This is a genomic window from Rossellomorea vietnamensis (assembly GCF_025398035.1).
Lineage (GTDB): Bacteria > Bacillota > Bacilli > Bacillales > Bacillaceae_B > Rossellomorea > Rossellomorea vietnamensis_B.
Map to the genome: position 1 here is coordinate 2,329,469 of NZ_CP104558.1, position 12,364 is coordinate 2,341,832.

A 12,364-nucleotide genomic window follows, 5' to 3' on the forward strand; every position below is an offset into this window, starting at 1 on the left:
TCCTCTATTCTTTGATTGATCCTGCTGAAATGCTGTTGACGATATATTTAGACAGGAATAGGAAGGCAATCATGATTGGTACGACTGAAATCGCGATTCCTAAGTACATTGAACCTAAATTTTGTGCCACTTGAGATCCCTTCAAGAATCCCATCAATACTGGCAGGGTATATTTCTCAGGTGAGAACAGGATGACGAGTGGCATGATGTAGTTATTCCATGATCCGATGAACGTGAAGATCGACATCGTCGCAACTGCCGGCATCATGATCGGGATCGCCACTGTATGGAAAATCTTGAACTCACTTGCCCCATCGATGCGGGCAGCCTCGATTAAACTTGGGTGAAGCGTCGTCTGGATGTATTGTCTTAAGAAAAATACGACGAACGGACTTGCGATGGCCGGAACGATCAGTGGGATGAAGGAATCGAGGATCCCCAGATTCTTACTCAGTTCATAAAAGCCGATCAGCCCCAATTGTCCTGGAACCATCATCATCACAAGCATGAACACGAACAGAAAATTCTTCCCCTTGAATGTGTAAAAGGCAAATCCATAGGCAGTCAATGCTGAGAAATACCCTGATAATAAAGTCGTAAGGACAGAGATGATCAGACTATTCTTGAACCCCGACCAGATGTTTACGTACTCCATCATCGTCGTGTAGTTTTCAACTAAAGAACTCCCCGGTACCAAGGTGAATCCAGACAGAATCGCTTCATTTGACCTTGTCGCATTCACAAGCATCATCAGGAATGGAATGAAGCAGACAATCGCCATCAACACCAGTACGATGTAAATGATGCTCTTCACAATGGTATTTCTGGTTTTCAGTTTGGACTCATGTGGCAAAAGTTCAGGCTTTGACTTTTCTACCTTTTGAGCCGGTACATTTTTTTCTACCGCTGTTTTCCCCAACATGCTTTACACCTTCCTTGCTTGTTTGCGTTCATTTCCATACATCCCTTTGAAGACAATCGCCGAGAAGATCAAGGTAATGACGAACAATCCATATGCGACAGCTGAAGCATATCCATAGTTATTAAACTTGAATGCCTGATTGTATAGATACAGTACCATCGTATTCAGCGATCCATCCGGAGAACCGATACCATCTGTCAGAAGCATTGGCAGATCGAATAATTGAAGACCGCCGATCAGGGATGTGATCATGATATAAAGCAAGATCGGTTTTAATAAAGGGATCGTGATTTTCGTAAACGTCTGCCATCTGTTTGCACCATCGATCAAAGCAGCCTCATAGTAGTCCTTCGAAATTCCGGAAACCCCCGCCATGACGACGATGAACGAATGACCGAACCACATCCACGTAAGGATCAGGGATACTGACAACTGTGCAGTCGCAGGCTCGTTCAGCCAATTAATCGGTTCTGATATAAGACCTATATTTAATAGAATCATATTTAATGATCCATGCTGCCAGTCCAGTAAGATACCAAACAACAGGGCGACCGAACTAATCGTGATTAAATTAGGTAAATAAAAGATTGATCTGAAAAACGCCAAACCTCTCAACTTCATTCTCATATCAGAGAAGATTAATGCGAGTACAAGGGCAAGACCAATTTGCAGGGCAAAGTTGATTCCCCATATTTTCCACGTGTTGAAAAATGCTTCCACAAAATAGCTGTCTGTGAGTAAACGGGTGTAGTTGGCAAGACCGACGACTTCCGCTGTCCCGCTTCCTGAATAGTTTGTAAAGCTGTAATAGAATGTAAGAGCAACAGGATAAATACTGAATATTAAAAAGATGATCCAAAACGGGGCGATAAACAGATAACCAAATCGATCTACTTTCTTCATTCCCCAGCCCCCCTAGTTGATTAATAGATTTTCGGCAGGCGACATGAAGCCACGCCGCCTGCCATTAAATGTTTACTCTATTAGTTTTTTGGTACTTTAATGTCCGGATATGCGTTTTGTACTTTTTTATAGAATTCTTTGATGGCATCGTCTTTGGATTTCTTTCCGTCCACATATTGTTGAACGGCATTTCCGTAGAACGTATCAAGCTGCTGATCGTATTTCGTTACTATACCAGGCTCGATTTCTTTCGCCTGCTCAAGGAAGAATTGATAGTTGTTCTGTCCACCAAGGAATTCACTGCTGAAGTCATCCTTGATCGCATTCGTTACAGGATTGTAGGCAAGGACATCGCCCGTTTCTTTCGCCCAATCTGTCAGGAATTCGTCATCCTGAGTCATCATTTTCACAAAGTCATAAGCAAGTTCTTTGTTTTCTGATTTGTTGTAAACCCCTAACCATGTTCCACCCCAGAAGTACGGGCTTGGTCCACTTGTAACAGCCCAGTCACCTGTTGTTTCCTTTACGTTCGTTTTCAGGACGCTGTGAAGTCCCCAAGTAGGAAGAACATAAGAGAATACTTGTGTTTCTTTCTCTTTACCGTTTTCTTTCATTTTGATCGGCTTATCCATCGCTTCGAACCATGATGGAGACCATTCTGCAGCAAGAGCTGTATAGTTGTTTTCACGAAGTTTCTTCGCTGATTCCATGTACTGGATCTTTTCATCTGTCAGTTGAAGCTCATTCTTGTCATTTACCCAAGGTTGTGGATTATCTCCTTGAGAGAACCAGCGGATGGAGCCTTCATCCGGGAACATGCTGTAACCTTTTTCCTTCATCTTTTCAGCCACTTTAAATACATTGTCCATTGAGTTCATCATGTTTCCTACTTCAGTTGGATCATCTGTACCAAGTACTTCTTTCGCGATGCTTCTTCTGTAGAAGATTCCACCAGGAGTCGTTTGCCATGATAATGCTCTTACATTACCGTCTTTATCTTTACCTAGGTCAAATACATAAGGTACATATTTATCTTTGATTTCATCAACATTGTATGGTTTTTCTGATAAGTTTTCCCAGTAGCCTGCGTCCACCCACTGCTTAAGGAACGCGATTTCTCCTGTGAATACATCAGGTGCCCCTACGCCACTTTCAAGAACAGGCTTTAATTTCGTCGGATAATCGGCAATCGGAACGATCGTCAATTCTACCTTCACACCATTTTTCTCTTCAAACTTCGTGATCGGTTTCTTCAGTTCATCCGTGAAGGACCATACCTTTAAATCTACGTCTTTATCTTTCGAGCCAGACGACTTGGAATCTCCCGAACAGGCCGAAAGTACCCCTGCAACCAGTACAACCGTCATGAATATTGCCAAAATCTTCTTCATTTTAATCCCCCTTTTACATTTGTAGATATAGATACGAAAGCGGTTTCGGTTACCTTCAATTAAAAATTTCGAAACCGGTTTCGAAATTCCCGAAAAAATATAAGATTATTTCTTTTTTTCTTTTTTTACCATCGTACAAGATTCCCTGATAATGAGTTCCACCGGGATGACTTCTGTGGATAACAGCTTCTTCTTCTGGATGATCTGCTTCATCAGCAATTGACCCGCCCGTGCCCCGATCCGGTCCGTATCCTGTCTGACCGTGGTCAGCTTCGGCGTGAGATAGGAAGACATTTCGATATCATCATAGCCGATGATGGAGATATCCTCGGGAATTCTTAATCCCTTTTCTTTGATGGCTTCCATGGCACCGATGGCCATGTGATCACCTGCAACGAAGACTGCCGTAGGGATGGTTTCAAGTTCCAGGAGTGTTTCCATTGCAGCTTTTCCTTCTTCAATCGAGAACATCCCGCCGTTAACAAGATACCCATCAAGAATTGGGAGGTTCTGCTCATCCATACCCTTCGTGAAGCCTTTGATCCGCTGTGCTCCCGCATCGATCGACGGATCCCCTGAAATGTGGGCGATTCTGGTATGGCCCAACGAATGCAGATATTTGACGGCCAACCTTCCACCCTCGATATTATCGGAATAGACAACAGAGCAGTTCTGGTTGCTCATGTCGATCACGACAATCGGCAGGTGGCTATTGATCATGTCCTGAACCTGGGGATCGTGGGGATCTGAACAGATCACGACGATTCCATCCACGGCACGATATAAGAAGTGCTCCAGGTAACTTGTATCCCGATTTCGCAGATTCCTTGATGCGAAAATCAAATCATACCCTTCCCGTTCCACATACTTGCGGAAACTTTCAATAAGGGCGCTGAAGAAAGGATGTTTCAATCCGACCTCATTGTCCTCTGCAAACATGACCCCAATCGTCCATGATTTCTTCGTTGATAAGGACTGGGCATGGGCATTGGGTAAGTAACCCATATCAGCCGCTGCATCGAGGATTTTTTGCTTCGTCTTTTGACTCACATCCGAATAATTGTTAAGAGCCTTAGAAACTGTCGTACTGGAAAACCCAGTGCGTTTTGCTAAGTCATAGATTGTAACCATTGCTGTCTCCTCTTCATCGAAAGCGCTTTCGTTAATTGTTATTATAGTCCAGACTTTTGATGGAATCAATACTATTTTTAGAAAACTTTAAAAAGTTTCGGAGATGCTGCCATGCCGCTGAGTTAATGAGTGTGGGGATGAATGGAATCCAGCCGAAATAGGTTGTAATCCGGCCGCTTCGGATAAAAATCCAGCCGGAATGAGCGGAAATCCGGCCGAAACTGGACGGAATCCAGCCGAATTAACAGAGTATCCAGCCTTTTTACATATTTTGGAACATACAACCCTCACCCTCTCTCCCTCAAGTCCTCACAAATCAAAAAAGCAGCCCCCTGAAGGACTGCTTTTCTATCAAACTATTCTTTCACTACTTTACGTTTACGCCTGCCGATCTTCCCTTTGATTTTCATTAGGATTTCATACACGATCGGCACGATGACGAGCGTCAATAGGGTCGAGCTGGTCAATCCTCCGATAACGGTGACACCGAGACCTTTCGAAATCAGTCCGCTTCCTTCAAGACCGAGTGCCAGTGGGAACAGGGCCCCGATTGTGGCAATGGCTGTCATGAGGATCGGGCGAAGTCGGGTGGAACCGGCTTCCAGCAAGGCTTCACGTGTGGATAGGCCTTCGTTTTCTTTATGAATGACACGATCGACTAAAACGATCGCATTGGTGACCACGATACCGATCAGCATCAGTGCCCCGATCATAGAGGAAATACTGATCGTTTCCCCTGCAATCAATAGCGCTACCAGTGCTCCGATAATCGTGAATGGCAGTGAGAACAGGATGGCGAATGGTGCAAGACCGCCACCGAATGTGATGACAAGGATCAGGTAGACAATCGCGATCGCTGCAAGCATTGCTAATCCTAATTGTGTAAAGGATTCTTTGATGTCTTCCGTTACCCCGCCCATGTTCACGTCGATACCGGATGGGATATCCATTTCATCGATTTCTTTCTGAATATCCTGGGATGCTTTCGACACATCGTCAGTTTTCAGTTCCCCACTCACTTGAGCAAAGACTTTTCCGTCCCGACGTGAAACGGTATCGGATGTTTCACCTTCCTGTACTTCAACAACGTCTTTAATCGGAACTTCCACACCCAGTGGTGACTGGATGGTTTTATCCGTTAAGTCGTTGATGTTTTCATACTTTTCTTTTTCAACATCAAGATAGACATTTACTTCTTCCCCGTCTTTTTCAATGGTCGTAAGGACCGGACGCTGACGAGTCTGTCCAAGCTCCATGGCGATTTGACCTGCAGTGAGGCCCAGTTCGCTCAGCTTTTCCTGATCGGCGATGAACGAGTACTCATCATAGGATTCAGAAATGCTTGATCCGACTTTTTTGAAGTCTTTCTTGTCTTCCATCATGTCTTGAATATCGTTGACAACAGGTTCGATGTCTTTCAAGGTTTCCCCGTATACGTACACGACAATCTCATTGCTGCCGGCACTTGCAGAGAAATCCTGTGAAGCCCATTCCCCTTTGTCTGTTGCTTGTTGCAGGTCTTTGATGACCTTTTCTTTTTCTTCAGAGAAATTCTCTGTATCGTCTTTATATTGAACGTAGAAAATCGCATTATTGTTGCTTCCCGGACTCATCGGGTTTTCCCCGCCGACAGAGTACTGAATCGTTTGAGCCCCTTTACGGTCCTGGAAATATCCTTCTGCATCCTGTGCGATTTTCTGGACATCATCTTCCGTTTGACCAGGTTCTGGTTTATACGTCGCCATGATCATCTTCTCTTCATCGGATGGAAGGAAGCTGACACCGATCAATGGAACCAGGAACAAGCTTCCGACCAGCATGGCGATGGCAAGGATCGATGTGATGATCTTATGGTTCAGCGTCCAATTCAGTACGCCTTTGTACCAGTTGGCTAAACGGCTTTTCTTTTCAATGTGCTTTTTCCCTACTCCTTTTTTAAACATGGAGTGGGCAAGCATCGGTACGATCGTAACCGCTACAAGAAGGGAAGCCAGCAGGGCAAACACAATCGTTAAGGCGAATGGCAGGAATAGTTCCCCGATCATCCCTTGAACCAATCCTAATGGAAGGAACACGGCAATCGTGACAATCGTGGAAGACGCAATCGGAACGAACATTTCTTTCGTCGCTTCACGGATCAGGTCCTTCCCTTTCAGCATTTCACCTTTCAGTGACATCCTTCTATAGATGTTTTCCACGACGACAATGGAGTCATCGATAACCCGCCCGATGGCCACAGTCATCGCACCAAGGGTCATGATATTCAACGTGATATCCATTTGTTTTAATAGTAGAATCGCGATTAATAGCGATAACGGAATCGAAACGACGGAAATCAGCGTCGATTTGATATCTCGTAAGAACAGGAGAATGATGATGACCGCGAACACAGCACCGAATAATGCTTTGTTCAGCATCGTGCTGACTGATTCTTCAATCGGCTCCCCCTGATCAAAGGTAGAAATGATTTCTACACCATCAATGTCTTTTTCAAACGTTTTGACCTTATCTTTGACGGCATTGACAACATCCACCGTATTGGCGTCTGCCGTTTTCACCACCTGAAGTCCGATGGATTCTTTTCCATTTGTTCTGGAAATGGATTCTGCTTTACCAACCAGTTCAATATCAGCAATATCTGAAAGTTGAATCGTTGGGATCTTCATGCCTGAAGATGCTGCTCCAGCAGGAGGTGCTTGTGGCGTTTGCCCTTGTGCAGAAGTCTGTTGCTGCCCTTGTGCTGAGGCTTCACCAGTGCTTGGCGTCACTGGAATCTTCATTTCTTTCAAATCTTCAATCGTCGTGATATTCCCGTCGACCACGACGGATTTCTGGCTGTCTTTGAACGTGTACAATCCCAATGGGGCCGTCACGTCCGAGCCTTTGATCATGTTTTGAACCGTTTCTTCTGTAAGTCCGTACTCTTGAAGCTTTTCTTCGTCAAATACAAGACGAGCTTCTTGCACCTGTTGACCTGAAGTCTGTACAGAAGCTACCCCGTCCACTCCTTCGAGTTCCGGAACGATCGTATCTTCTACTGTTGAGGTCAATTGTGCCAATGATTGGCCTTCATTTGCTACACTGAGAGCGATGACCGGAAAGGCGTTAAAGTTAAGTCTTGAAACTTCAGGTTCATTGACTCCATCCGGGAAAGGAAGATCGGAAAGAGCCTCTTCCACTTCGGTCTTGGCTTCATCCATATCCTTTGAAAACTTGTATTCTATCTGAACGGCTGAAGCATTCTGATATGAGGTAGAGCTGACGACATTTACCCCATCTAAATTCTTCAAGCGTTTTTCAATCGGTTCTGAAACCTTGTCTGCAACATCTTCCGGCGTGGCGCCAGGATACACGGTTGTCACACTGACAATCGGCGTATTGATGTTCGGCAGGGTTTCGAGCTTCATATTAAATCCTGAATATAAGCCTGCCACAATGACGATGATCGTCATCAGCCAAACAGCAAACTTATTCTTAAGTACGAAATTAATAATACTATTCACGTTGTATTCATCCCTTCACTCTTATTCTGACCGACTAGTCATAACACAATCTAATATAACTGACCATGTAGTCATAAGTCAATATACTTATAAAAGAAAAGGTTTATTTTTTGTGACCAATCGGTCATAATATAGATAAGGAGTTTATCAAGGAGAGGAAAGTATGAAGGAAAAAGAAAAATTAATCATTGAAACATCCATTAAGCTTTTTGCCACGAAAGGGTTCAACGCTACCTCCGTTCAAGAAATCGTGAATGAATGCGATATATCGAAGGGTGCCTTCTATTTATATTTCAAGTCAAAGGAAGCCCTTCTGCTCGCCATTATGAATTACTATTTCACCATGATCACGGACAAAGTAAACGAGATCGAGAACGAGGATTTATCACCATACGATAAATTCCAAAAGCAATTAGAATGTCAGCTGATTGAAATCTGTAAACATAAAGAGTTCATCATCATGCAGATCCGGGAGAACGCCATGCCGTTCAATGATGAAATCCATGATCTACTCAGCGAGATGAAGATGAACACTCACCGGTATTACAGAAGAAGATTGTTCGGGATCTATGGAAAAAAGATCGAACCCTATTTTTGGGACATTACCATGATGATTCAAGGTTTTTTCCATTCTTATTTAGAATTGGTCATGCTGGATAAAATCGATCTGGACTTTTCATACCTATCCCATTTTATATTGAGACGAACCGATGACCTTGTGGATGGTTTGCTCAAAAGTGGAGATAAGCCGGTGTTATCCTTTGAAAAACTGGATGATCTGGTGAAGGACTTTACCTCTTCGTCTAGAATCAATGAGTCAACACTCATTCACATGATCCAGGACGCGCTGGAGGTTGCCGAGGAAGAGAGTATCCGGATTTCCCTCGAAGTCATCAGAGAAGAAATACAAAAAGACGAAACCCGCCCCGTCGTCATTAAAGGGATGCTTATGAATCTTGCCGAAGACTCTTCAATGAAGCATCTTATAAATGCATTAAAACATTTCTATCAAATACAATCATAATGAAAGACCCGCTCCTCACGCGGGTCTTTCATCGTTTCCCCTATTTCCTAAAACGCTTGAATCTGCTCCGATTCATGTATGGTGACTTCTTCACTGAACGTACCTATCGCCGCCCGGTACATACCATAGGCAACCTGTTTACCCGGAATGCTTCTGTATCGTTTCAACCTGCCTACCATGACAGGGCGGACCGCTCTCGAGAAGATTTCTCCCGCTTTTTCTCCCAATCGGAACTCCTGTCTCTCCCCCAGTAAAAGGGATGGCCTGAATATATGAAGGGAAGGATAATGAAGCTCCTTCAATTCCTTCTCCAAATTCCCTTTGACCTTACTATAAAAAAACGGTGATTCCGGACTTGCACCAATCGAGGAGATCACGAGGTACTGTCTTGCTCCATGCGCTTTCCCGAGCTTCCCAAGTTGAATGGGATACTCATAGTCCACTTTCTTAAAAGCATGTTTCGTCTTGGCTTTTTTAATCGTGGTTCCGAGGCAGCAAAACACATCATCAATTTCTTCATGGGGCAAGAGCTTCATCCCATCAAATGAAATGATCCGTTCATCCAGCTTCTCATGCTTCACTCCGCTATCCCTTCTTACAAAGGAAATCACTTTTGTGTATTCAGGACTCTTTAGGAGTATATCCACCAGGTGGGAACCGACCAGGCCCGTCGCCCCTGCGATTAAGGCTACTTTAGACACATTATTTCCCCCTCTCTATATGAGTGTTCTTTCTTAAGTATAATGCATTTTCGAATAAAATCCTTATGTAACCACTAATAGCCTTCTCTCTATAGCCAGAGGACGGTTCCAACTGCAAAGGCGTTAATCAACGGTTGGTGATTAACGCCTTTGGGTTACCCCTATAGCTCTTCATCTTCAAAAAACTGCTGTAATTTCTCCTCTTGCTCAGGGCTTGCTTTTTCTGACGCATAAGGATTATCTTTTACGCCTTGTGTATCCAAATTTGTTTTGATAGCGAAAAATGGACCTTTTGGTTCCTCGGCAATGACACGGTCATTCAACTCGTTGAAGTCTGGCATATCTTTATTTCCTTTATCCATCTTATCTTGCCCCCTCCCTGCTTCTATCCGTATTTTTATAAGCAATCAAAACGATGTCATCCGCAGATTGCTGACAAAGTTCATTTTCCATACTCTTCACTTTATTCAAGGCATCTTCAGACAAATCCGCTACGGGATATTCTTTCATAGCCGACCCCTCCTATCCATTCTCATTTGATTGACCGATGACTTTCTCTGCAATGACCGCGTTTCCTTCTTCCACCGCATGGTGTTCATCCAACGATTCTCCCGGAACGTACACCTGGCTCGGATTGCGTCGCCGGTCATTCATGGTGAATTCAGGATTCAACGGGGTGTCCATAAGCACATCATCCGATTTCTTGTCGTTACTCATTTGTATCACCTCCACTATTTAGTATGGCTCACTACAGGAGAATCATTCCAATTTAAAAAGCGCCTGAGCAACGACCGTCGCTCAGGCGCATTTCAACCTATTAAACCCATGTATAATCCTTTCCCCAGCTTTCCCTGGCAAGGACCTTGATTTCGTCGACTATTTCATTCTCAACCGCAAATGCATCCCCCTGCTCATACGGATTGTAGTGGAAGGCATAGAGCCGGGATACGAACTCATGGAACGGAAGGGAGCATTCGCCTTCCAGTTCCCCGTTATCCATAACGGAAGGTTCGATTCCCTGGCCCCAATTCTGCGAACCGTCATTGTTCGGATTATAGAAATAAATCCGGTACTCACCCTTCGGATCCTGTGTGATCCGGAGAATGGATACGGCGTGGAATCCAAGGAGCTTCCCGTGGACATTCGTGATGAAAATCCCTACCGGATTCGGATAGATCAATCCGTAATCATCATTGTATTCTGGATGATGAGTCGCATAAAACAGCCTGACAAAACCCGGATAGTCAGAAATAAGTCCGGTCAACGGATCGATGACCGTGCTGAAACCCTTCTGCACCCAATCTCCATAAAACTCCGGATTCACCCAACGATGGCCATCTTCCCCTCTGAGAGAAACCCTTCTCATCATTTCACTATAAATACGATCAAGATGGGGGACGAGAACGAGTGAAACGGGATCAAGCTCCTGATGAAGCTCAGGCGCCAGTCCTCCGCTCAAGTCCTTGGAATGAACCGGTGTACCTTCAAACATGATATCGATGTCGCCATCCCTTGCAGCCCTTGGGATCAGTTCAAGGAGATACCCGGGAGCATGCTGGGCCCAGAGGCTGATTCCCCGCGCTGTTTGACAGGTTGGGTTCAGGCCTTGTCCGATACCGATGGGCTGCCCGAGTACATTGATGACACCTGCAAGGAGTACGGAGTTTGCTGTAATGCCGTCTCCCGTTTTGCATGAATTCAGAAGCGTCTTTCTCACTTCGGCCCTGATATCGAGTTCGATCAGTCTTTTGAGTCCCGGGGAGACAGGGGGATAAGATAGAACCCCTCGTTCAAGCATGAGGGCAAGTCCGTATACGGACTGCTTCGTGGCCGGGTAGATCGCCACTTTCACAAGTTGAAATACAAGCTCGGCATTTTCATCCAGGTTTGCTTTACCTTTATCATTTAACTGAAGAGCTGTGGGTACAAGCTCCGGAAACTTTCTGCATAAATATCTCAGAAGGATGGCGTGTTGGGGAGCCACTAATCCCGTGTCACGCATGGACCCTGCAAAATGAACCGCCTCCTTCTCAAGCTCCCCTTGAGATAGTTCCAACAGCTTCTTGCGGTATTCCCCCGGTTTGACAATACTTTTACTTAACGGGGTCGGGCCTTCAATCGCCGAAACGTATTTCTCCAACACCAGACGTTCCGCTGCACTAAGATCGGAATGAAGCATTTTCTTTGCGGTCTCGATCATGGAAACGGTTCGCTTCACCATGATCGGACGCTGTGCCGTCAACCGTTCAATCTCTTTGATCAGCGTAGTCGTAAGGGCTTGATAAGACAATTTATCTGAAAGGAAGTGAAACAATTCTGTAGCCCTTTCACTCTGCTCTCCACCTTCTATCCGAGCCGCTTCCGTCGCTTCAGGGAAAAGCAGATTCAGGTTCAGTACCATTACTTCATTCAGGAAATCCTGCGCCATCTCTGCCGTCACATCGGGATGTTCATATTGAGCTTCGGCAATGGAAAGCATCCTTAGCTCGCTCAGGATTTCAATAATCGAAGGCAGACCCTTTGCCTGCAGGGATCCCGCCACAAGAGGCGGTTGAAGCTTGGATGCTTTTTCCCATGGACCGTCCTGGAAAACCCCGGCTTTTTCAAAGCGGCTTGCACTTTGGTATAAAATCCCGAGCCCTTCGTCAGTGTCCAGTAATCGTTGAGCTTCCTGATAGACGTCCGTTTGATACATTGATTTCGCAAATGAAGCTGCACTCTCCAATTCATTCAGCGCCTGCAAAAATCGCTCTTCCAGCTTGGAAGTTAATTCAAAAGCCATTTCAAAA

The 12,364-nt window shown here is 44.8% G+C and carries 11 protein-coding genes; 1 reads left to right on the top strand and 10 read right to left on the bottom strand.

The genetic code is table 11. The annotated features are described in order from the left end of the window. Positions 1 to 4: 4 nt before the first annotated feature. The 5 genes from N5C46_RS12060 to N5C46_RS12080 form a co-directional block, all read right to left on the bottom strand. Positions 5 to 781 (bottom strand): carbohydrate ABC transporter permease, encoded by a 777-nt coding sequence (locus N5C46_RS12060; protein ID WP_051758424.1) that lies wholly within the window; start codon positions 779 to 781, stop codon positions 5 to 7. A gap of 144 nt (positions 782 to 925) precedes the next feature. Further along, positions 926 to 1,825, bottom strand: coding sequence for a carbohydrate ABC transporter permease (locus N5C46_RS12065; protein ID WP_034761119.1), 900 nt, complete (start codon positions 1,823 to 1,825; stop codon positions 926 to 928). Positions 1,826 to 1,905: 80 nt separating this feature from the next. Further along, on the bottom strand, positions 1,906 to 3,216 hold the full coding sequence (locus N5C46_RS12070) for an ABC transporter substrate-binding protein (RefSeq protein WP_261748866.1): 1,311 nt from the start codon (positions 3,214 to 3,216) through the stop codon (positions 1,906 to 1,908). Positions 3,217 to 3,321: 105 nt separating this feature from the next. Next, positions 3,322 to 4,347 (bottom strand): LacI family DNA-binding transcriptional regulator, encoded by a 1,026-nt coding sequence (locus tag N5C46_RS12075; RefSeq protein WP_261748867.1) that lies wholly within the window; start codon positions 4,345 to 4,347, stop codon positions 3,322 to 3,324. 356 nt (positions 4,348 to 4,703) lie between these two features. Further along, positions 4,704 to 7,850, bottom strand: coding sequence for an efflux RND transporter permease subunit (locus N5C46_RS12080; RefSeq protein ID WP_261748868.1), 3,147 nt, complete (start codon positions 7,848 to 7,850; stop codon positions 4,704 to 4,706). A 163-nt stretch (positions 7,851 to 8,013) separates the two neighbouring features. Between N5C46_RS12080 and N5C46_RS12085 the strand changes: the two genes are divergently transcribed. Continuing rightward, positions 8,014 to 8,874, top strand: a complete 861-nt coding sequence (locus N5C46_RS12085; RefSeq protein ID WP_261748869.1) for a TetR/AcrR family transcriptional regulator — start codon at positions 8,014 to 8,016, stop codon at positions 8,872 to 8,874. Between the two features lie 47 nt (positions 8,875 to 8,921). Here N5C46_RS12085 and N5C46_RS12090 read toward each other — a convergent pair whose 3' ends face one another. The 5 genes from N5C46_RS12090 to N5C46_RS12110 form a co-directional block, all read right to left on the bottom strand. After that, the gene (locus N5C46_RS12090; protein WP_261748870.1) at positions 8,922 to 9,575 is read right to left on the bottom strand and encodes an NAD-dependent epimerase/dehydratase family protein; all 654 of its coding nucleotides are present in this window, start codon (positions 9,573 to 9,575) and stop codon (positions 8,922 to 8,924) included. A gap of 161 nt (positions 9,576 to 9,736) precedes the next feature. After that, the gene (locus tag N5C46_RS12095; RefSeq protein ID WP_261748871.1) at positions 9,737 to 9,937 is read right to left on the bottom strand and encodes a hypothetical protein; all 201 of its coding nucleotides are present in this window, start codon (positions 9,935 to 9,937) and stop codon (positions 9,737 to 9,739) included. Between the two features lies 1 nt (position 9,938). Beyond that, positions 9,939 to 10,085: a hypothetical protein gene (locus N5C46_RS12100; RefSeq protein ID WP_156030069.1), complete on the bottom strand. Its 147-nt coding sequence runs from the start codon at positions 10,083 to 10,085 to the stop codon at positions 9,939 to 9,941. Positions 10,086 to 10,097: 12 nt separating this feature from the next. Beyond that, entirely contained in the window at positions 10,098 to 10,292 is a 195-nt protein-coding gene (locus tag N5C46_RS12105) for a hypothetical protein (protein ID WP_261748872.1), read from the bottom strand. Between the two features lie 100 nt (positions 10,293 to 10,392). Then, a complete protein-coding gene (locus N5C46_RS12110; protein ID WP_261748873.1) occupies positions 10,393 to 12,357 on the bottom strand; it encodes a hypothetical protein in 1,965 nt (654 codons plus the stop codon). Between the last annotated feature and the right edge of the window lie 7 nt (positions 12,358 to 12,364).

Bases quoted from the DNA above. Each gene is read 5' to 3' on its own strand.
- N5C46_RS12060 (WP_051758424.1), bottom strand. From the start codon at position 781: ATGGCGATTGTCTGCTTCATTCCATTCCTGATGATGCTTGTGAATGCG.
- N5C46_RS12065 (WP_034761119.1), bottom strand. From the start codon at position 1,825: ATGAAGAAAGTAGATCGATTTGGTTATCTGTTTATCGCCCCGTTTTGG.
- N5C46_RS12070 (WP_261748866.1), bottom strand. From the start codon at position 3,216: ATGAAGAAGATTTTGGCAATATTCATGACGGTTGTACTGGTTGCAGGG.
- N5C46_RS12075 (WP_261748867.1), bottom strand. From the start codon at position 4,347: ATGGTTACAATCTATGACTTAGCAAAACGCACTGGGTTTTCCAGTACG.
- N5C46_RS12085 (WP_261748869.1), top strand. From the start codon at position 8,014: ATGAAGGAAAAAGAAAAATTAATCATTGAAACATCCATTAAGCTTTTT.
- N5C46_RS12095 (WP_261748871.1), bottom strand. From the start codon at position 9,937: ATGGATAAAGGAAATAAAGATATGCCAGACTTCAACGAGTTGAATGAC.
- N5C46_RS12100 (WP_156030069.1), bottom strand. From the start codon at position 10,085: ATGAAAGAATATCCCGTAGCGGATTTGTCTGAAGATGCCTTGAATAAA.
- N5C46_RS12105 (WP_261748872.1), bottom strand. From the start codon at position 10,292: ATGAGTAACGACAAGAAATCGGATGATGTGCTTATGGACACCCCGTTG.
- N5C46_RS12110 (WP_261748873.1), bottom strand. From the start codon at position 12,357: ATGGCTTTTGAATTAACTTCCAAGCTGGAAGAGCGATTTTTGCAGGCG.